The following is a 19,697-nucleotide window of genomic DNA, read 5'->3' as shown; positions in this document are numbered from 1 at the left end:
CAGCGAGACCGGGCATCGGTCGGTCAGTGGCTCGACGCCTTCTCGGCGCCGTAGCCCGTGAGGGAGCGGACGTCCATCTCCGCGGCTTTACGCGGGTCTTCCGGCGTCCGGGAGGTGACCGAACCGAGCCAGCCGAGGAAGAACCCGAGCGGGATCGACACGATTCCGGGGTTGTTCAGCGGCCAGATCGCCATACCCGTATCGGCGAACACGCTCGTGGGGGTTCCCCAGAACACCGGCGAGAGGAAGATCAGCACGAGAGCCGAACCGAGACCGCCGTACATGCTCCAGACCGCCCCGCGAGTGGTGAAGCGGCGCCAGAACAGCGAGAAGAGGATCGTCGGCAGGTTGGCCGACGCCGCCACGGCGAAGGCCAGGGCGACGAGGAACGCGACGTTCTGCCCCTGCACGCCGATGCCGCCGAGGATCGCGAGCACACCGATCACGATGACCGTGCGCCGCGCGACCTTGACCTCGCCGTCCGGGGGCACGTTCCCCTTCTTCACGACGTTCGCGTAGATGTCGTGAGCGAACGAGGCGGCAGCGGTGATCGTGAGACCCGCCACCACAGCGAGGATCGTCGCGAACGCCACCGCCGAGATGAAGCCGAGAAGCAGCGGTCCGCCGAGAACCAGGGCGAGCAGCGGAGCTGCGGCGTTCACCCCGCCGGGGGCGCCGAGGATCGTCTCGGCTCCGACCATCGCGCCGGCGCCGTAGCCGAGTACCAGGGTGAGGATGTAGAACAGCCCGATCAACCAGATGGCCCACACGACCGAGCGACGCGCCTCTTTGGCCGTCGGCACCGTGTAGAAGCGCATCAGCACGTGGGGAAGACCCGCGGTACCCAGCACGAGGGCGAGGGCGAGCGAGATGAAGTCCCACGGGTTCTTGCCGTATTGCAGGCCCGGCGCCAGGATCGCATCGCCCTTGGGAGAGGCCGCGACGGCGCTCTCGAGCAGCGTGTTCAGGTTGAAGCCGTTGATCGCGAGCACCCAGACCGTCATCACGATCGCGCCGCCGATGAGCAGGAACGCCTTGACGATCTGCACCCAGGTGGTTCCCTTCATGCCGCCGATCAGGACGTAGACGATCATCAGGATGCCGACCACGGCGACGACGATCGACTGACCGACGCGCTCCGTGATGCCCAGCAACAGCGACACGAGGCCACCGGCTCCGGCCATCTGCGCGAGGAGGTAGAAGAAGCAGACCGCGAGCGTGGTGATGGCCGCTGCCATCCGGACCGGCCGCTCCTTGAGGCGGAACGACAGCACGTCGGCCATCGTGAACTTGCCGGTGTTGCGCATGAGCTCGGCGACCAGCAGAAGCGCGACCAGCCACGCGACGAGGAACCCGATCGAGTACAGGAAGCCGTCGTAGCCGTTGATCGCGATGGCCCCGACGATCCCGAGGAACGAAGCCGCCGAAAGGTAATCGCCGGCGATCGCGAAGCCGTTCTGCGGACCGGTGAACGAGCGGCCCGCCGCGTAATAGTCGGCCGCCGTCTTGCTGTTGCGACTGGCCCGGATGACGATGAACAGCGTCACGGCCACGAAGGCGCCGAAGATCGAGATGTTCAGCACGGGATTGTTCTCGACGGTCTGCACGGCCGCCTCGACGCTCGCGAGGATGTCGTTCATGAACGGCCCCCGTCCGCGCGCTCGAGCTCGACGCGCAGCGCCTCGGCGCCCGGGTCGAGGCGCCGGTTGGCGTAGGCCACGTAGCCCATGGTGATGGCGAACGTGGTGACGAACTGCGCGAGGCCCAGCACGAGCCCCACGGTGATGGCGCCCGACACCGGCTGCGCCATGAACTCCGGCGCGAACGACGACAGCAGAACGTAGACGAAGTACCAGACGAGGAACGCCACCGCGAGCGGGAAGACGAAGCTGCGCTGGCGCTTCTTCAACTCCCGGAACGGGGCGGATTCCTCGACCGCGATGTAGTCGACGCCGCGCCTGGTGGGCTTCGTCGATGCGACGGTCCGTCATGTGGCCTCCTTGCCTCATGAGTACGGCGCAACGCTGCGCCGAACGGCGGAAAAGTCCGGGTCGGCCGCTGCTTCCCCGGTGATAGGGTCGACGCTACGAAACGCGGCGACGAAGCCGTCACCCCCGGAAGTAGGTAGTGCGTGACTGCACCCTCCACACTTCGAGACGATGCGACGCTCGTGTCGCACGCCGTCACCGAGCTCGCCCGTCGCACGCATTTTCCCGTCGCTTTCGGCGGCCTGGAGCACGACGGCGCCGTCCACGTCACCACCATCGTCGGCGCGCGCACGCGCAGCATCGAAGGGCTCGTCGTGCACGCATCGCGCGGACTCGGCGGTCGCGCGCTCGTCGAGCGGCGCCCGCGCATGACCCTCGACTACCGCACCTCACGCTCCATCACCCACGATTACGACCGCGCCATCCTGGGCGAAGGGATCGCGACCCTGTTCGCGGTTCCCGTGCTCGTCAGCGGGGCTGCGCGCGGCGTCCTCTACTGCGGGTCGTGGGCGCAATCGCCGGTCGGCGACGTCGAGGCGCGCCCCGCGTTCGATGTGGCCGGCGAGCTCGGCACCGAGCTGCGGGTGCGCGCCGAGGTCGACCGGCGCCTCGCCTCGACACCCGGGCCCGAGGGCGGTCTCGGAGCCGGCGCCCGCGAAGAGATCCGCGAGAGCTATGCCCAGCTGCGCAGCATCGCGGCGACGGTCAACGACGACGAGGTACGGCGCCGACTCGAGGACGTCGAGGCGCGTCTCGCCGCCCTGACCGGGGACGCCGGTGAGACGGCATCCGACCCCGACATCCACCTGTCCAGGCGAGAGATCGACGTGCTCGCCTGTGCCGCGGTGGGGTCGACGAACGGGGAGATCGCCGCGTCGCTGCACTTGCGGGAGACCACCGTCAAGTCGTACCTGGCCTCGGCGATGGCGAAGCTCGATGCCTCGACTCGGCATGCTGCAGTGACCCGCGCGCGGCGCGCCGGGCTCCTCCCCTGAGCCGCCCGAAGAGGCCGGTGGGAAAACCCTGGCAATGGTCGCGTGAGCTTGAGGACGAGCGGGATTCTCGGCATCGTGGCTGATTCCTGTCGTCGATCAGAGAAGGAGAGTCACCATGCTGACGCTCACCGAAGAGGCCACGACCGCCGTGAAGACCATCACCGCCCAGTTCCCGGATGCCGCCCAGGGCGGCGTCCGCATCGAAGGTGCGGGCTCCCCCGAGTCGCAGTTCGCGCTGTCGGTCGTCGACGGCCCCCAGCCGGACGACGCCGTCGTCGAGAACGCCGGAGCGCGCGTCTTCCTCGACAGCGATGCTGCGGCCGTGCTCGACGACCGCGTGCTCGACGCGCAGATCGACCCGCAGGGGTCGGTGCAGTTCGCCGTCACCAGCGCCGCCTGACGCGCGTACGCGAGCGATCGATGCCCCGGCCTCATGCCGGGGCATCGTCGTGTGCGCGGGCTTCGTGCGGCACCGGCGCTCGAGACGGCATCTCGCGGGCATTCCGGCGTCAGTGTGCCACCGACTCGCCAGCGAGATGCCCTCTCGCGAGGGGAGCGGAGCGGATGCCGCGGCCTCAGCCCTCGAAGACCACGACCTCGTCGTTCGCCGCGTCATACACGAACTGCAGCGCGGTGCCGGCGGGCAGATCGGTGTTGCGGAGCTCGGGGGTGCCGTCGCTGAGCAGCATCGTCGCGGTCGGCGGGAACACGCCCGCCCCGCACGAGGGAAGCATGTACCGACCGTTGTACGACGTGCCGTTCCCCAGCTCCTGCAGCAACGCGGGTTGCCAGACCGTCATGCACTGCGACGCGCCCTCGCCGGTGTCGAACGAGGCATAGACGGCGACGCGGAACCCCTGGAACTCCGCATACGACGTCACAGCGCTCGAGACTCCCTGCGTGAAAGAACTCGGCGGTCGGAAGTCCGCATCGGGCACGAGTCGGGCGATCTGCGTCGCCCCCACCTGCAGGGGGTCGGCCTGCACGCGCTGCACCAGCACGAGCGCGGTCCCGGCGCACGCGACGACCAGGGCCGCCGCGGTCAGCAGGATCGTCGTGGAACGCCGTAGGCGCGGCATCCGAAACCTCCGACGCGACGGGTGGGCCGCATGCGGCTCCTCGCCCCCGAGCGATTCCACCGGCTCCTCCTCGACGTCCGACAGCACGGGAGCGACGTCGTCGGAGCTGTCGCGGCTCTCGAGTTCGATGAGGCGCCGCAGAGCGGCGGGGTCCGAGGAGATGTCTGCTCCGGGAGCGTAGGCCCGACGACGCAGGGCCTCGAGCTCGTCGTCGTCGTCGCTGCTGCTCGGCATGCGTCGATTCAATCAGGGTCTGAGTCAGGATCGGCCGGAGTCTCGGCCATGTTGCCGCGGCCATCGGGATCGCGTCGCTCCCCCGCGTGCGCTTCACGCCGGCGCTCGACGGCGCTCAGCCCATCGTCGAACCCGTCATCGACCCGTGAACTCCGGCGGACGCTTCGCCTGGAACGCGGCGAAGCCCTCGCGGTAATCCTCGGTGGTCGCGAGCGCGGCCTGGGCACGGTTCTCGAGCGCCATCGCCTCCCACAGGCCCAGGCGCTCGTCACGAATCGCGCCGACGATGCGCTTGCTCGCGCGGAACGCCTGCGTGGGACCGGCAGCGGCCCCTCGGGCCGCGGAGGTCGCGGCATCCTGGATCTCCCCCACCGGGAAGGCGCGAGAGAAGAGTCCGGCACGAACGGCCTCGGCCCCCGTCATCAGCCGGCCCGTGTAGATGAGATCGAGGGTGACGTGGGCGCCGAGGCGCTCCACGAACAGCGCGTGACCGCCGGAGTCGAGGGTCGCGCCGAGGGCGGCGAAGGGCGAGCCGATCTTGGCGTCCTCGGCGACGTAGACCACGTCGGTGGCGATGAGAAGCCCCAGGCCCACACCCAGGCACGCCCCGTGGGCGGCGGCGAACGTCGGCGCGGGAAAGGCCGCCATGCGCCGCAGCAGGGGCGCCAGCGTGTCATCGAGGTAGCCCGCGACGTCGTCGGTGCGGGGGTCGACCCCCGAGATGTCGCGCCCGGCGCAGAACGACGGACCCTCGCCGCGCAGCAGCAGGGCGCGGGCGCCGTCGACCTCGGCTCGGTTGTAGGCCTCGCCGAGCGCGCGCAGGTCGTCGAGGCCCAGAGCGTTGCGACGGGCCGGGGCGTTCAGGACGATCTCGGCCACACCGGCGTCGAAGCGGTAGTCGATCATCGCGCTCAGCCGTCGTAGTCGACGCGGACGACGTCGGAGGTCGGGTGCGATTGGCAGGTGAGGACGTAGCCGCGCTCGATCTCGTCGGGCTCGAGCGCGTAGTTCTCGGTCATCGTGACCGCACCCTCGATCACCCGCGCGCGGCAGGTGCCGCACACCCCGCCGGCGCAGGCGAAGGGCACGTCGGGGCGCACTCGCAGGGCCGCGGCCAGGATCGTCTCGTTCGCCGCGACGGGGCTGTCGACACGGGCCGACTGGCCGTCGAGGGTGAAGTCGATCGAGCGCACCGGCTCGTCGTCGCGGACCCGCACGGGGCGAGCTCCGCCGGTCTGGGCGGGGGCGTCTGCGTCTCCCGTGGTGAACAGCTCGAATCGCACGCGCTCGCGCGCGACACCGACCTCGGCGAGCGTGTCGCGGCAGAGTTCGACGAGTGCGAAGGGTCCGCACAGGAACCACTCGTCGACGGATGCCGGGTCGATCAGTCGCGACAGGATCAGGCGCAGCCGCTCCTGGTCGATCCGCCCCGAGAACACGGGCGCCGCGCGCTGCTCGCGCGAGAGCACGTGATGCAGCGTGAGACGCGAGGGGTAGCGGTCTTTGAGGTCGGCGAGCTCGTCGATGAACATGACGTCGGTCGAGGACCGGTTGGCGTACACGATCGTCATGCGCACGTCGGCGGAACGCTCGAGCACGCTGGCCGCGAGCGCCATGATCGGGGTGATTCCGGAGCCGGCGGCGATCGCGACCACGTGCCCCGTCGAGGTCGACGCCTTCGAGACGAAGGTGCCCGACGGGCTCATGACCTCGATCTCGTCGCCGGGGCGCAGGCGCTCGTGCGCCCAGGTCGAGAAGCGCCCGTCGGGGTCGCGCTTGATACCGACGCTGACGCTCCCGTGCGCCGGCGGCCGGCAGATCGAGTACGAACGGCGCAGTTCCTCTCCGTCGACGACGGCGCGCAGCGCCACGTACTGCCCGGGGGCGTAGTCGAACGCCGCGGCGAGCTCAGCGGGGACGGCGAAGGTCACCTCGATCGCCGTGGGGGTGAGGGGCCGCACGTCCGCGACACGCAAGGTGTGAAAGCGTGCGCGGGTGCGCGCGGCGGCCGGGGTCTCGGCATCCGTCATCGTCATCAGAGGGCCTTGAAGTGGTCGAAGGGTTCGAGGCAGGCTCGGCATTCCCACAGCGCTTTGCACGAGGTGGAGCCGAAGCGCGAGACTTCCCGCGTGTCGAGCGAGCCGCAACGGGGACAGGCGACGCTGAGCGTGAGCCGGATGGGTCCGGCCGGCGCGCGCCCGGTGGGCGGGGCGATGCCGTACTCGGTGAGCTTGCGCTTTCCCGCGTCGCTCATCCAGTCGGTCGTCCATGCGGGGCTCAGAGTCGTCTGCACGACAGCGCGGTCGAAGCCGGCCGAGGTGAGGGCAAGCACGATGTCGTCGCGGATCGCGTCGACCGCGGGGCAGCCCGAGTAGGTCGGCGTGATCGTGACGGTGACGGTGCCGCCGTCGAGACGCACGTCGCGGAGCACGCCGAGGTCGTCGATCGTCAGCACCGGCACCTCGGGATCGACGACGGCGGCGACCACCTCGCGGGCGTGCTCGAGGGTCGCGGTCACCACGTCGCTCCCGGGTGGCGGCGAGCGAGCACCTGCATCTCGGCGAGGAGCGGACCGAACGCGGGATGGTGGAGGCCGCGGCGACCGCCGGCGGAGGAACCGGGGACACTCGGCACGGGAACGTCCTCTTCCGCCAGCACGGCGGCGAGGACGTCGTCGACACGAGCGCGCAGGGTCGAGGGGCGCACGGCGACGCCGTCGAGGCGGTCGTGCACGGGCTGGTCGCGGAACAGCTCGTCGAGGTACGGCCACGCGTCGTCGAGGCCGACGAGGAACCGGCGCCGAGACTCCTCGGTGCCCCCGGCCAGGCGCAGCGTCCACTGCACGGCGTGGTCGCGGTGGTAGTCGACCTCTTTCTCGGCCTTCGCCGCGACGGCGGCGAGAACAGGATCCGCGGATGCCGCGAGCTCTCGGTACAGCTCGAGAAGATAGGTGGATGCCAACAGCTGGCGGGCGATCGTGTGCGCGAAGTCGCCGTTGGGGAGCTCGAACAGCCAGGCGCTACGGAACTCCGACTCGTCGCGCCAATAGGCGAGATCGTCTTCGCTGCGACCGTCGTACGATCCCGCGTAGCGCAGGAGCGAACGCGCGTGACCGAGCAGGTCGAGGGCGATGTTGCCGAGGGCCACGTCTTCTTCGAGCTCGGGGGCCCGGGCGACCCACCCGCAGAGATTCTGCGCGAGGATCAGCGCATCGTCGCCGAGGCTCAGGGCGTACGCCGCCACGTCGGGTTCGGTGGCGCGGGCCTCTCCCCCGGCGAACTCGGCGGAGAGCTCGCGGGCGTCGAGGGCGACGTCGCCGTGCGGGTCGGCATCGGTCGAAGTGCTCACAGGTGCGGCACCCCCTCGGACGCGGTGTAGTACACCGCGTGCCGGTAGTTCTTCCCGGCCGGCGACTCGAAGAACGCGCCCTTGGCTCCGGGGTCGCTGGTGGTCACGGCATCCGAGGGCACGACCCAGACCGACACCCCCTCACCGCGACGGGTGTACAGGTCGCGGGCGTTGCGGACGGCGAGTTCTGCATCGGGTGCGTGGAGCGAGCCGACGTGCACGTGGCTGAGGCCGCGGTTCGCGCGCACGAAGACCTCCCAGAGCGGCCAGGTCTCGGCGGGGTTCCCGCCGGGGGTGGCCATCAGGCGGCCGCCTTCGCGTTCTTCTTCGCCGCGTACACCGCGGCCGCCTCGCGCACCCACGCGCCCTCTTCGTGGGCATCGCGTCGGTGCTGGCGACGCATCGTGTTGAGGGGGCCGCGGCCCGCGAGCACCTCGTGGAATTCGGTCCAGTCGATCTCGCCCATGTCGTACTCGCCCGTCTCGTCGTTGAACCGCAGCTCGGGGTCGGGCAGGGTCACACCCAGCACCGCCGCCTGCGGCACCAGCATCGACACGAACCGCTGGCGCAGGACGTCGTTGCTGAACCGCTTGATGTTCCACGCCATCGACTGCGCCGAGTTGGGCGAATCGTCGTCCGGGGGCCCGAACATCATCAGGCTCGGCCAGTACCAGCGGTCGACGGCATCCTGCGCCATCCGACGCTGCTCGTCGGTGCCCTGCATGAGGGTGAGCAGGATCTCGAACCCCTGGCGCTGGTGGAACGACTCCTCCTTGCAGATGCGCACCATGGCGCGGCCGTACGGACCGTACGAGGCGCGGCACAGGGGCACCTGGTTGCAGATCGCGGCGCCGTCGACGAGCCAGCCGATCGCTCCCATGTCCGCCCAGGTCGGGGTCGGGTAGTTGAAGATGGAGGAGTAGCGCGCCTTGCCGTCGACGAGCTGCTGCGTCATCTCGTCGCGCGTGATGCCGAGGGTCTGCGCGGCGGAGTAGAGGTAGAGGCCGTGCCCCGCCTCGTCCTGCACTTTCGCGAGCAGGATCGACTTGCGCTTGAGGCTCGGGGCGCGGGTGATCCACGCCCCCTCCGGCTGCATCCCGATGATCTCGGAGTGCGCGTGCTGCGAGATCTGCCGGATGAGCGTGCGACGGTAGCCGTCCGGCATCCAGTCCCTCGGTTCGATCCGGCCGTCGGCCTCGATGAGGGCGTCGAACATCGCCTCGCCGTCCAGAGCATCCGTGGGGGGTGCGGTCATCGTCATCGTCGACTCCTTTTACAGACCGATCGTTCAGTAAAACTGTAGCCGAGGGGGTCGAGGACCGCAACGGGCGTGACCCCGAACCCCGATCTCGGCGGCGCCATGCGCGCGCGAGCCTACGACCGGGCGCGCGTGTTCGTCGGGCCCGCACGAGATCGACCGGGTGCGGTCCCGACGATGCGCCGCGTCTTCGGCGGTGGTCGGCCTCAGCGCAGGTCGTACACCCGCTTGTACTTGCCCTCGCTGCGCGGGAGGGCACCGGGCTCCTCGACACAGACGTCGACGCTCGTGCCGATGAGCACCTTGATGCGCTGCCGCAGCGCGACGCCCGCCGCCTCGCACACCTCGCGCTCCAGGGCCGGGTGCCTCTCGATGCGGACGGTCATGGCATCCATCCGCCCCTCGCGGCGCAGCTCGAGCACGAAGTGCGGGGTGAGCTTCTCGATGCCGAGCACGATCTCCTCGATCTGCGTCGGGAAGAGATTCACCCCGCGCAGGATGATCATGTCGTCGTTGCGTCCGGTGATCTTCTCGATGCGGCGCATGGCCGGGAACGCGGTGCCGGGCTGCAGGCGGGTGAGATCGCGCGTACGGTAGCGGATGACCGGGAACGCCTCCTTGGTGAGGGAGGTGAAGACCAGTTCGCCGAGATTGCCATCGGCCACGGGCTCCCCCGTATCGCCGTCGATCGTCTCGGGGAGGAAGTGGTCCTCCCAGATGTGCGGGCCGTCCTTGGTGAGCGCACTCTCGGATGCCACGCCCGGGCCCATCACCTCGCTCAGGCCGTAGATGTCGACGGCGGTGAGGTCGAGACGACGCTCGATCTCGCGGCGCATCTCGTTGGTCCATGGTTCGGCCCCGAGGACGGCGACCCGAAGCGACGTCGAGCGCGGGTCGATGCCCGCGGACTCGAGCGCGTCCGCGATGGTCAAGAGGTAACTGGGCGTGCAGAGGATGGCATCGGGTGCGAAGTCCTGGATGAGCTGCGCCTGGCGTGCCGTCTGCCCACCCGACATCGGAATGACCGTCGCGCCGAGGCGTTCGATGCCCGCGTGCGCGCCGAGGCCGCCGGTGAACAACCCGTACCCGTAGGCGTTGTGGACGCGATCGCCGGGGCGGATGCCGGCGGCAGACAGCGAGCGTGCGACGAGGTCGGCCCAGCGGTCGAGGTCGCCGCCGGTGTAGCCGACGACCGTGGGGCGCCCGGTCGTGCCCGACGAGGCGTGGATGCGGCGAACATCCGCCATCGGCACCGCGAACATGCCGAAGGGGTACGTCTCGCGCAGGTCGGCCTTGGTCGTGAAGGGCAGCAGGCGGATGTCGTCGAGGCTGCGGATGTCGTCGGGGTGCACACCCGCCTCGTCGAACTTGTGCCGGTACAGGGCGACGTTCTCGTAGGCGTGGCGGACCGTCCACTGCAGGCGCTCGAGCTGCAGCGCGCGCAGGTTCTCGAGCGTGATGCCGGCCGGGTCGACGGATGCCAGAAGACCGGGGCGCGAGGAAACGGTCATGGTCATCGGGACACCTCCGTGGTGGAGAGCGCGGCGTTGCGCTCGGGGGCGGGGTCGGGGGGTGTGCGGGGGTCGGTCGCGCGCGCGGGGTCGGGGTCGGTCGCGCGCGAGGGGCGGGGGTCGGTCGCGCGCACGGGGTGGGGGTCGGTCGCGCGCACACCCTCAGCGATCTGCACATCCTCAGTCGCGGTCGCGGCGTGTGGCGCTGAGCTTGTGTGAATCGCTGAGGTTGCGGCGGCGGGCGCCGGCGGGCGCCGATCCGTCGTGATGCTCCGGCCGCGTACCTCCGCGACCAGGTCGCCGCTCTCGTCGGTGACGCGGATGTCGTACAGGCCGGTCCGGCCGCTCCGGGCGCGTCGCGCGGCGGTCGCCGTGAGCGTCTGCCCGGACGTCGTCGACTTCAGGAACGTGATGTCCGCCCCACCGGCGACGGTGACGCGCTCGTCCTCATTGCACGCGATCGCGAACGCCGTGTCGGCGAGGGTGAAGACGAGCCCGCCATGGGTGATGGCGAAGCCGTTGAGCATGTCGTCGCGCACGGTCATCGACACCCGCGACTCCCCCGGCGCGTCGTGCTCGACGACCATGCCGAGCATGGCCGATGCCTGATCGCGTTGCATCATCGGCCGCAGGCTCATGCGAGCACCGCCGCGGGAGCAGGCTGCCACGTCTTCGCCACGAGCGTCAGCACGTCGTACTGCGCGACGATCTCGTCGTGCTGGTTGCGGATCACGGCGTCCCAGCGCACCTCGCCGTACTCGTCGGTCTCGCGCGGGGTGATCTGCTTCGCCGTCAGGGCGACGCGGATGCGGTCTCCGGGTGAGACGGGGGTGACGAAGCGCAGGTTCTCGAGCCCGGAGTTGGCGAGCACCGGACCCGGCGCCGGATCGACGAACAGTCCCGCCGCCCACGACACGAGCAGGTAGCCGTGCGCGACCCGCCCCGGGAAGAAGGGGTTGGCCGCGGCCGACTCCTCGTCCATGTGCGCGTAGAACGTGTCGCCGGTGAAGTTCGCGAAGACCTCGATGTCGTCGAGGGTGACTTCGCGCTCGACCGACTCCACGGCATCCCCGATCCGAAGGTCGGCGAGGGGTTTGCGGAAGGGGTGCGCCCCCGCGGTGTCGGTGTCGGCTCCCGGATGCCACACCCCGGTCAACGCGGTGAGCATGCGGGGCGAGCCCTGGATCGCCGTGCGCTGCATGTAGTGGAGCACCGAGCGGATGCCGCCGAGCTCCTCGCCGCCGCCGGCGCGGCCGGGCCCGCCGTGGACGAGGTGCGGGACGGGTGCCCCATGCCCGGTGGAGGTGCGGGCGTCGTCGCGGTCGAGGAACAGCACGCGGCCGTTCATCGCCCCCATGCGCGTGAGCAGTTCGGTGGCGACGCCGGGGTCGTGGGTGGCGACGCTCGTGACGAGCGAGCCGCCGCCGCGACCGACGATCTCGGCCGCCTCGGCGACGTCGGCGTACTCGACGATGCTGGCGACGGGACCGAAGGCCTCGATGTCGTTGACGGCCGGTGTCGTGGCATCCGCGAAGGCGAGGAGCATGGGCTGCAGGAAGGCGCCGTCGGCGGGCACCCCCGGAGGCGCCTCCGCCGAACCGACGACGAAGCGACCGCCGGCGTCTGCGAGAGCGCGAACCTGGCGCAGCACCTCGTCGCGCTGCTCGATCGAGACGACCGGGCCCATCGTCACGCCCTCGGCGCGCGGATCGCCGATGACCACGCGCTCGGCGATCCTGTCGCGCAGCGCCTGCGAAACGGCATCCGTGGTCCCCACCGGCACGATCGCGCGGCGGATCGCGGTGCACTTCTGGCCCGCCTTGGTGGTCAGTTCGACGAGCAGTTGCTTGACGTACGCGTCGAACTCGGGGGTGCCGGGCACGGCGTCGGGACCGAGGATCGAAGCATTGATCGAGTCGGTCTCGCTCGTGAAGCGCACACCGTGCTTGGCCTGGGCGCGCAGCCGCTCGGCGGTCGAGGCGCTGCCGGTGAAGCCGACCGTGTCGCCGAGGTCGAGCAGATCGAACAGACCCGGGACGCTGCCGCTCACCAGCTGCAGCGAGCCCTCGGGAAGCAGGCCGGTCTCGACGACGATGCGCACCCATGCCTCGGCGATGTAGGCCGTGGGGGTCGCGGGCTTGACGATCGTGGGAAGGCCGGCGAGGAAGGCGGGCGCGAACTTCTCGAGCGCGCCCCACATCGGGAAATTGAAGGCGTTGATCTGCACAGCCACTCCCGGCAGACGCGTATAGACGTGCCTCCCGAGGAACGTGCCGTCCTTCGACAGGGGCTCGATCGGACCGTCGAGCACGACCCTGCCGGCGGGGAGCTCCCGCCGCGCCTTCGACGAGAAGGTGAAGAGCACCCCGATGCCGCCGTCGACGTCGCTGAGGGAGTCGCGACGCGTCGAGCCGGACCGCTCCGACAGGACGTAGAGCTCCTCGCGACGCTCGTTCAACGCGATGGCGAGGTTCTTCAGCACCATCGCGCGCTCGTGGAAGGTGAGGGCGCCGAGGCTCTTCTGACCTGTCTCGCGGGCGTACGCGACGGCGGCGGCGAGGTCGAGACCCGTCGTGCTGATGCGCACGATCTCGACGCCCGTCGACGCGTCGCGGACGATCGCGGCATCCGGGTCGGCTTCGGGGGCCCACCAGTGGCCGTTCACGTAGCTGGGGAGAAACGTCATCATTCGCTCCATTCGTAGAATCCGCGGCCGGTCTTTCGGCCCAGGTGCCCCTGGGCGACGAGATCGCGCAGCAAGGCGGGCGGGGTGAAGCGCGCGCCGTACGCGCGCTCGAGCTCCTCGGCGATGCCCAGGCGCACATCGAGCCCGACGACGTCGGTGGTGCGGAGGGGGCCCATCGGATGCCGGTAGCCCAGCTCCATCGCGGTATCGATGTCTCGCGCCGAGGCGACGCCCTCTTCGAGCATGCGGATGGCCTCGAGGCCCAGGGCGACCCCGAGGCGGCTCGACGCGAAGCCCGGCGCATCGCGCACGACGACGGCGGTCTTGCCGATGGCCTCCACCCATCGGGTCGCGCGCGTCACGACCTCGGGCGTGGTGTCGGCGCCCGTCACGACCTCGACCAGCGCCGATGCCGGCACGGGGTTGAAGAAGTGCAGGCCGAGGAAGCGCTGGGGGCGTCGGAGCGACGCGGCGAGCGCGTCGATCGAGATGGAGGAGGTGTTGGATGCCACGACCGCCTCGCCGCGCACGGCCTTCTCGATGCGCGCGAGGGCGTCGAGCTTGAGAGCGCGGTCCTCGGGGACGGCCTCGATCACGAGTCCCGCCTCGGCGAACGCGTCGGTGTCGGTGCCGGTCGTGAGGGTGTCGGCATCCGGGATCCGCATGCCCCTCTGGGCGGAACGCGTCAGTGCCGCCTCGACGCGTTCGCGAGCGGCGGCAGCTGCGGCGGTGTCGCGCTCGACCACGTGGACGCGGGCTCCCGCGATCAAGAACGCGTGGGCGATGCCGGCCCCCATGCGGCCTCCGCCGAGCACACCGACGACGGCGGGGACGGATGCCGTGTCTTGGACCGTGGTGGTAACGGGGGAGGTCATCTCTTCTTCCTCTCGAGGAACGCGGTCATGCGGGCGTGCTTGTCTGCGCTGTCGAAGAGCTCCGCCTGCAGGTCGCCGTCGATGGCGGGGTGCGCGTTGCGCGGGGCGAGCAGGGCGCGCTTGGTGAGGATCGTCGCGCGTGCGGAGTTCGCGGCGATCCGGTCGGCGACCGCGTGAGCGGAGTCGAGCAGGTCCTGGGGCTCGTGGATGCTCGAGAGCAGCCCCCACGCGAGCGCTTCGTCGGCGTCGATCACGCGGGCGGTGAGCAGCAGCTCACTCGCTCGGGCGTGGCCGACGATCTCGGGCAGACGCCACGAGGCCCCCGCTGCGGCGATGATGCCGAGGCCGGGCTCGGGGTTACCGAAACGCACGCGAGGCGTTCCGAGACGGATGTCGGCGGCGTAGGCGAGCTCCGCTCCCCCGCCCAGCGCGTACCCGTCGACGGCGGCGATGACGGGCATCGGAAGACGGCGGATGCGGTCGAACGCCGTGGCGTTGATCCCTCGGCGGGCGTCATCGCCGGTGCGGTCGCGGAGCTGGGCGATGTCGGCCCCCGCGGCGAACACGCCGCCGGCTCCGGTGAGGATGAGGGTGCGCGGGTGCTCCTCGAGCTCACCGCAGAGCGCATGCAGCTCGTCGACCATCGCCTGATCGATCGCGTTGCGGCGGTCGGGGCGATCGAGCGTGGCGACGACGCGATCGCCCCGGGCCTCGATGCGGAGGGACTCAGCCATCGACCCGCTCCACGATCATCGCCGTCCCCTGCCCCACGCCGACGCACATCGTCGCCAGGCCGTACCGCGCATCCTCGCGCTCGAGCCGCCCCAGCAGCGTCACGATGAGGCGCGACCCGCTCGACCCGAGGGGATGCCCCAGCGCGATCGCCCCGCCGTCGGCGTTGACGATCCGGGGGTCGAGTCCGAGTCGACGCATGCACGCCAGCGACTGCGAGGCGAATGCCTCGTTGAGTTCGACGGCCCCCAGGTCGGATGCCGACAGCCCGGCCTTCGCGAGCGCCTTCTCGGTCGCGGGCACCGGGCCGAGCCCCATGATCTCGGGCGCCAGCGCGGCGGAGGCGTGCGCGACGATCCGGGCGCGAGGGCGCAGGCCGTGGCGTTCGACCGCCTCGGCGCTGGCCACCACGATCGCGGATGCCCCGTCGTTGAGGGAGCTGGAATTGCCCGCCGTCACGACCTCGCCGCCCGTCACGACCGGCCGGAGCCCCGCGAGCGCATCCAGCGAGGTGTCACGGCGGGGGCCCTCGTCGGTATCGACCACGCCCCGAGCGGTCTCGACGGCGACGATCTCGTCGCGGAAATGCCCGGCATCCTGAGCCCGGACCGCCCGCTCGTGGCTGCGGAGCGCGAAGGCGTCGGCATCGGAGCGCGAGACGCCGTCGATCCGGGCGACCTCTTCGGCCGTCTCGGGCATGGTGAAGGTGGCTTTGTCGCGCGCGGCGAGGCGCGCATTGGTGAAGCGCCAGCCGATCGACGTGTCGAAGGCCGCCCCGGGCTTCGCCCACGCCCTCTCGGGCTTCGCCTGCACCCAGGGAGCGCGAGTCATGGATTCGACGCCGCCCGCGACGATCGCGTCGGCATCGCCCGCGCGGATCGCCTGCGCGGCGAGCGCGATCGCGCTCATGCCCGAGGCGCAGAGGCGGTTGACGGTGAGTCCGGGGATGGAATCGGGCAGCCCCGCGAGCAGAACGGCCATGCGGGCGACGTTGCGGTTGTCCTCACCGGCCTGATTCGCGGCGCCCAGGATGACCTCGTCGATCGCCTCGGCGGGAACGCCCGCGCGAGCCACCGCTTCTGAGGCCATCAGCGCCGCCAGGTCGTCGGGACGAACGGATGCCAGAGCCCCGCCGTACCGCCCGACCGGGGTGCGCGCACCGCCGATGAGAAACGCGTGCGCCATCGTCATCCTCTCCCCCGCCGACTCTGGCGGGGCCCGTCCACCTCGACTGCGAGGTTTTCCGACCGATCGTTCAGTAATCATGACAGAAGGTGTCGTCGGAGGCAACGACGCACGTTCTCACACCGCCGCGATGGGCGAGCGCTCACGCCCCGTCGGCGGCGGGGGCGGTCGACCCTTCTCGCGCGCGACGCTGTTGAGCGCGGCGCTCTTTGCGGCGCTCCACGAGCAGGTACAGCACCGGCACGAGAACGAGCGTCAGCAGCGTCGACGAGATCAGCCCGCCGATGACCACGATTGCCAGCGCGCGCGAGACGAAGACGCCGCCACCCGTGAACCCCAGCGCCATCGGAACGAGCGCGAGCACCGTCGCGGCCGCCGTCATGAGGATCGGGCGCAGACGGAGCCGGGCCCCATCGATCACCGCCGACAGCAGGTCGTGGCCCGCAGCACGACGGCCGTTGACGAGGTCGACGAGCACGATGGCGTTGGTGACGACGATGCCGATGAGCATGAGCATGCCGATCATGGCGGGGATCCCCAGCGGCGTGTCGGTCGCCAACATGAGGGCGATGGCGCCGGTGGCCGCGAACGGGATCGACACGAGCAGGATCAGCGACTGCGCGAGGCTCCGGAAGGTTGCGGCCATGATCAGGAACACGATGCCGATGGCAGCGAGCATCGCGAGGGCGAGGTGGGTCAGCGAGGCATCCTGCTCGGTGGCGCCACCGCCCAGACTCACGGTGACGCCGTCGGGCAGCTCCACGAGGCCGAGAGCAGCCTCCACGTTGAGAAGCACGCCCCCGGGGTCGCCGCCCGTCGGTGTCGCGGTGAGGGTGATCGCGCGCATCCCGTCGGTACGGGTGATCGAGGAAGGACCGGTGGAGGTCGCGACGGTGGCGATGTCTCCGACCTCGATGGGGGTCGCCCTCACGTCGGCGAGGGCCTTCTGCTGATCGGCGAGGGCGGCCGCGCGGGCCCGCTGCGCCACGGTCTCGTCGCGTGTCTCGATGAGGCCGTCGATCTGCGTGCCCAGCTGCGCGATCGATGCCCGCACCTGAGCGATGCTCTGCTGCAGCTGAGCGATCTGCTCGTGACGCTGCGCCTCGCCGAGGCTGTCGGCGAGGGCGTCGACGCTCGCCTGCGCCGCGGCCGCCTGCTGAGCGGCGGCGGCGGGATCTGGGGCCGGATCGGCCGGGGGTGTCGTCGACGCCGGCGGCGGGCTCGCGGTGAGGAGCGTGTTCAGCTGAACGACCAGATCGGCGAGCTGCGTCTGCGCGGAGGAGCGCGCCGACCGCGTCTCGGCGAGTTGATCGCTCAGGCTCTCGTCCTGTCGCGCTTCGGCGGCGGCCTGCTCAGCGTTCTGCGCGACGACGAGCGCATCGGAGGCCCGCTTCTGCGCGGTCGCCTGCTGGAGGGCCGAGACCGGGAGCTCGAAGCCGGCGATCTGCGCCGGGGTGGCGTCGTTGGCCTGACCGCGCAGGACCACCTCGTGGCGATGTCCGTCGAGCTCGACGGTGCCGACGCGCGCTCCCCGCAGACCGTCGTGGATCGCCCGGCCCACCTCCGCCTGCGTGAAGCCGTACTGGGCGGCGCGAAGCTGGTCCACGCTCACCGCGAGGATCGGCTCGTCGGCGACGGCATCGCTGCGAAGGCCGTCGAGATCGCGCAGCTCGGCGAGCGCCGCCCGCACCTGCTCGGCTCCGGCCGCGAGGGACTTCTCAGAAGCACCCGACACCGTGACGGTGAGGTCGGAGTTTCCCGTCGAAGAGGTGCCGTGCACGGCGATCTGACCGACGCCCTGGACCGACGACAGCTCCGCCCGGAGCCTCGCGACGGCGATCTGGGGGTCGGCATCGTCGTTCAGGATCACGGTGTGGGTGGCAGATTCCTCGGTCACGGTGGTGAGGGCGGTCGCGACGTCGTCGTCGGCATCGAGGATCTCCTCGATCTGCGCGGCTCGCTCGCTCGCTGCGGGCAGAAACAGGCCAGGAGGCATGGCCTGCGTCACCGAGACCGTGCGCTGACCGTCGTCGTCGAGGAAGCTCTCACGCAGCGCACCCGACGCGACGACGGTGAGCACGAAGACGACGACGGCGACGGCCAGGGTGCCCGCCGGCCGGCGAAGGGCGAGATGCAGGAGAGGAACGTACGCGGCCTGGAGACGGTCGAGGGGCTCGGTCCCCTGCCCGGCGACGATGCCGGGCACGCCACGACGACGGCGGCGCTCGTTCTCTCGTTCGACCACCTGTCGACGGCGCTCCGCCTCACGGTCCTCCCGCTCGCGGCGACGTCGTTGGAGAGCGGCGAACCTCTCCGGAGAGAGCGGACGGGGCGGCCTCCGCATGACCCACGACGCCAGCACCGGCACGACGGTGAGCGATACGAGCAGAGACGCGAGCAGAGCGATCGTGACGGTGACCGCGAACGGTCGGAACAGCTCACCCGTGATGCCCGGCACGAAGGCGATCGGCGCGAAGACCGCCACCGTGGTGAGCGTGGAAGCCGTGATGGCGCCGGCCACCTCACGCACCGCCTGCACGATGCCAGGGTCCGTCGATACCCCGGTTTCGCGATGCCGAGCGATGTTCTCGATCACCACGATCGAGTCGTCGACCACGCGGCCGACGGCGATGGTGAGCGCGGCGAGGGTCAGGATGCTCAACGAGAAGCCGCCGACGGCGAGACCGATCATGGCGATGAGCAGCGAGAGCGGGATCGAGATCGCGGTGATGATCGTGGCCCGCACCGACAGCAGGAACAGCAGGATCACGCCGATGGCGAAAGCCAGGCCCAGCGCTCCCTCGGTCGACAGGTCGTGGATGGACTGCTCGATGTACGGTGCCTGATCGAAGATCGTGGTGAACGCGACGTCGGAGCCGAGCGCGTCGCGCCGGTCGTCGAGAACGCGGGCGACTTCGTGCGAGACCTCCACCACCCCGGCCTGCGGCGTCTTCGTCACCGAGATCGTCACCGCGGGCACGCCGTCGACGCGCGCGAGCGAGGTCTCGGGTGCGCTCTCGAGCGCGACGTCGGCCACCTCGCCGACCGATACGGGGCCGTTCTCACCCGGGATCACCAGTGCCGCCACCTGATCGGTGGAGGTCGGAACGCTACCGACCTCCACCGCGAGGGCGGTGTCGCCCTCACGGCTGGTTCCGGCCGCTGTCACCGAGAGCGACGCGGCCAGCACGTCCTGCACCTGCGAGGCCGTGACGTCCTTGGCGGTGGCGTCGGACGGACGCATCGTCACCACGAGACGCTCCTCTTCGACGCCGGTCACCGTCACCTCGCGCACGCCGTCGACGGCCCTGAGGGCGGGCACCAGCACTCGCTGCACCTCATCGCCCAGCAACGCGGCGTCGCCGGCCGACGTCACGGCCACCTGCACGGCGGGAAGGTCGTCGGTCGACCCGGCGTACACCTCGGTGACCACGTCCCTCGGGAGAGCGGCCTGGGCCGCACCGACCGCCGACCGCAGGTCTTGCACCACCTTCTCGGCATCCAATCCGTACGGCCACTCGACGCTCACTCTCGAGACGCCGCCACCCGTGGTCGAGGTGACCCGGTCGACGCCCGGCACGGCCTTCACCGCGTCTTCGAGGGGAACCGTCACCTCTTTCTCGACCGACGCCGACGAGGCTCCCGCGTAGGTCGCGACGACCGACGCGGTGGGCGGCTGAAGCGAGGGGAGGAGTTCCTGCCGGAGCCCGGACGCGGCGATCAGCCCCGCGGCGACGATGAAGATCGAGACGAGGACGACGAGGAGACGGTTGGCGAGGCTCAGCCTCGTCAGCGAAGACACGGTG

The 19,697-nt window shown here is 70.6% G+C and carries 18 protein-coding genes; 2 read left to right on the top strand and 16 right to left on the bottom strand.

The genetic code is table 11. The features are described 5' to 3' along the window. Positions 1-23: 23 nt before the first annotated feature. Positions 24-1,640 (bottom strand): cation acetate symporter, encoded by a 1,617-nt coding sequence (locus QE454_RS10300; protein ID WP_307455633.1) that lies wholly within the window; start codon positions 1,638-1,640, stop codon positions 24-26. Beyond that, positions 1,637-1,942 (bottom strand): DUF485 domain-containing protein, encoded by a 306-nt coding sequence (locus QE454_RS10295; protein ID WP_309668791.1) that lies wholly within the window; start codon positions 1,940-1,942, stop codon positions 1,637-1,639. Before QE454_RS10295 ends, QE454_RS10300 begins: the two co-directional genes overlap by 4 nt. A 189-nt stretch (positions 1,943-2,131) precedes the next feature. Here QE454_RS10295 and QE454_RS10290 point away from each other — a divergent pair, with 189 nt between their 5' ends. Together QE454_RS10290 and QE454_RS10285 are read left to right on the top strand one after the other, a co-directional pair. Then, a complete protein-coding gene (locus tag QE454_RS10290) occupies positions 2,132-2,983 on the top strand; it encodes a LuxR C-terminal-related transcriptional regulator (protein ID WP_307317767.1) in 852 nt (283 codons plus the stop codon). A gap of 115 nt (positions 2,984-3,098) precedes the next feature. Further along, positions 3,099-3,383, top strand: a complete 285-nt coding sequence (locus tag QE454_RS10285) for a Fe-S cluster assembly protein HesB (protein WP_103206273.1) — start codon at positions 3,099-3,101, stop codon at positions 3,381-3,383. A gap of 175 nt (positions 3,384-3,558) precedes the next feature. On the opposite strand, the gene QE454_RS10280 is transcribed toward QE454_RS10285, so the two are convergent. From QE454_RS10280 to QE454_RS10215, 14 genes are all read right to left on the bottom strand, one after another. Continuing rightward, positions 3,559-4,296 (bottom strand): hypothetical protein, encoded by a 738-nt coding sequence (locus QE454_RS10280; RefSeq protein ID WP_307455636.1) that lies wholly within the window; start codon positions 4,294-4,296, stop codon positions 3,559-3,561. Positions 4,297-4,431: 135 nt separating this feature from the next. Continuing rightward, positions 4,432-5,202, bottom strand: coding sequence for an enoyl-CoA hydratase/isomerase family protein (locus tag QE454_RS10275; RefSeq protein WP_307455638.1), 771 nt, complete (start codon positions 5,200-5,202; stop codon positions 4,432-4,434). 5 nt (positions 5,203-5,207) lie between these two features. After that, on the bottom strand, positions 5,208-6,332 hold the full coding sequence (gene paaE / locus QE454_RS10270; RefSeq protein WP_307455640.1) for a 1,2-phenylacetyl-CoA epoxidase subunit PaaE: 1,125 nt from the start codon (positions 6,330-6,332) through the stop codon (positions 5,208-5,210). Then, positions 6,332-6,814 (bottom strand): 1,2-phenylacetyl-CoA epoxidase subunit PaaD, encoded by a 483-nt coding sequence (gene paaD, locus QE454_RS10265; protein ID WP_267787577.1) that lies wholly within the window; start codon positions 6,812-6,814, stop codon positions 6,332-6,334. The genes paaE and paaD overlap by 1 nt, the downstream gene beginning before the upstream one ends. After that, on the bottom strand, positions 6,811-7,644 hold the full coding sequence (paaC, locus tag QE454_RS10260) for a 1,2-phenylacetyl-CoA epoxidase subunit PaaC (RefSeq protein ID WP_210073869.1): 834 nt from the start codon (positions 7,642-7,644) through the stop codon (positions 6,811-6,813). Before paaC ends, paaD begins: the two co-directional genes overlap by 4 nt. Continuing rightward, positions 7,641-7,946 carry a 1,2-phenylacetyl-CoA epoxidase subunit PaaB gene (paaB, locus tag QE454_RS10255; RefSeq protein WP_210073867.1) on the bottom strand — a complete coding sequence of 102 codons (306 nt, stop codon included), beginning with the start codon at positions 7,944-7,946 and terminating at the stop codon, positions 7,641-7,643. The genes paaC and paaB overlap by 4 nt, the downstream gene beginning before the upstream one ends. Further along, a complete protein-coding gene (gene paaA, locus QE454_RS10250; protein ID WP_307317778.1) occupies positions 7,946-8,905 on the bottom strand; it encodes a 1,2-phenylacetyl-CoA epoxidase subunit PaaA in 960 nt (319 codons plus the stop codon). The genes paaB and paaA overlap by 1 nt, the downstream gene beginning before the upstream one ends. 203 nt (positions 8,906-9,108) lie before the next feature. After that, positions 9,109-10,419, bottom strand: a complete 1,311-nt coding sequence (gene paaK, locus QE454_RS10245) for a phenylacetate--CoA ligase PaaK (RefSeq protein WP_373459387.1) — start codon at positions 10,417-10,419, stop codon at positions 9,109-9,111. Then, positions 10,416-11,036, bottom strand: a complete 621-nt coding sequence (paaI, locus tag QE454_RS10240) for a hydroxyphenylacetyl-CoA thioesterase PaaI (RefSeq protein WP_307455642.1) — start codon at positions 11,034-11,036, stop codon at positions 10,416-10,418. Before paaI ends, paaK begins: the two co-directional genes overlap by 4 nt. A gap of 11 nt (positions 11,037-11,047) precedes the next feature. Further along, a complete protein-coding gene (paaZ, locus tag QE454_RS10235) occupies positions 11,048-13,102 on the bottom strand; it encodes a phenylacetic acid degradation bifunctional protein PaaZ (protein ID WP_307455645.1) in 2,055 nt (684 codons plus the stop codon). Next, entirely contained in the window at positions 13,099-13,974 is an 876-nt protein-coding gene (locus QE454_RS10230) for a 3-hydroxyacyl-CoA dehydrogenase family protein (RefSeq protein WP_307455647.1), read from the bottom strand. Before QE454_RS10230 ends, paaZ begins: the two co-directional genes overlap by 4 nt. Further along, on the bottom strand, positions 13,971-14,708 hold the full coding sequence (locus QE454_RS10225; RefSeq protein ID WP_307455650.1) for an enoyl-CoA hydratase/isomerase family protein: 738 nt from the start codon (positions 14,706-14,708) through the stop codon (positions 13,971-13,973). The genes QE454_RS10230 and QE454_RS10225 overlap by 4 nt, the downstream gene beginning before the upstream one ends. Further along, positions 14,701-15,891, bottom strand: coding sequence for an acetyl-CoA C-acyltransferase (locus QE454_RS10220; protein ID WP_309668625.1), 1,191 nt, complete (start codon positions 15,889-15,891; stop codon positions 14,701-14,703). The genes QE454_RS10225 and QE454_RS10220 overlap by 8 nt, the downstream gene beginning before the upstream one ends. 142 nt (positions 15,892-16,033) lie before the next feature. Continuing rightward, positions 16,034-19,693, bottom strand: coding sequence for an efflux RND transporter permease subunit (locus QE454_RS10215; protein WP_307455652.1), 3,660 nt, complete (start codon positions 19,691-19,693; stop codon positions 16,034-16,036). Between the last annotated feature and the right edge of the window lie 4 nt (positions 19,694-19,697).

It is taken from the genome of Microbacterium sp. SORGH_AS_0454, from assembly GCF_031453395.1.
Classification (GTDB): domain Bacteria; phylum Actinomycetota; class Actinomycetes; order Actinomycetales; family Microbacteriaceae; genus Microbacterium.
This window is presented reverse-complemented; position numbering and strand designations above follow the sequence as displayed.

Bases quoted from the DNA above. Each gene is read 5' to 3' on its own strand.
- paaK (WP_373459387.1), bottom strand. From the start codon at position 10,419: ATGACCATGACCGTTTCCTCGCGCCCCGGTCTTCTGGCATCCGTCGAC.
- paaA (WP_307317778.1), bottom strand. From the start codon at position 8,905: ATGACGATGACCGCACCCCCCACGGATGCTCTGGACGGCGAGGCGATG.
- QE454_RS10230 (WP_307455647.1), bottom strand. From the start codon at position 13,974: ATGACCTCCCCCGTTACCACCACGGTCCAAGACACGGCATCCGTCCCC.
- paaZ (WP_307455645.1), bottom strand. From the start codon at position 13,102: ATGATGACGTTTCTCCCCAGCTACGTGAACGGCCACTGGTGGGCCCCC.
- QE454_RS10300 (WP_307455633.1), bottom strand. From the start codon at position 1,640: ATGAACGACATCCTCGCGAGCGTCGAGGCGGCCGTGCAGACCGTCGAG.
- QE454_RS10285 (WP_103206273.1), top strand. From the start codon at position 3,099: ATGCTGACGCTCACCGAAGAGGCCACGACCGCCGTGAAGACCATCACC.
- paaI (WP_307455642.1), bottom strand. From the start codon at position 11,036: ATGATGCAACGCGATCAGGCATCGGCCATGCTCGGCATGGTCGTCGAG.
- paaE (WP_307455640.1), bottom strand. From the start codon at position 6,332: ATGACGATGACGGATGCCGAGACCCCGGCCGCCGCGCGCACCCGCGCA.
- QE454_RS10225 (WP_307455650.1), bottom strand. From the start codon at position 14,708: ATGGCTGAGTCCCTCCGCATCGAGGCCCGGGGCGATCGCGTCGTCGCC.
- QE454_RS10275 (WP_307455638.1), bottom strand. From the start codon at position 5,202: ATGATCGACTACCGCTTCGACGCCGGTGTGGCCGAGATCGTCCTGAAC.
- paaB (WP_210073867.1), bottom strand. From the start codon at position 7,946: ATGGCCACCCCCGGCGGGAACCCCGCCGAGACCTGGCCGCTCTGGGAG.
- QE454_RS10280 (WP_307455636.1), bottom strand. From the start codon at position 4,296: ATGCCGAGCAGCAGCGACGACGACGACGAGCTCGAGGCCCTGCGTCGT.
- QE454_RS10220 (WP_309668625.1), bottom strand. From the start codon at position 15,891: ATGGCGCACGCGTTTCTCATCGGCGGTGCGCGCACCCCGGTCGGGCGG.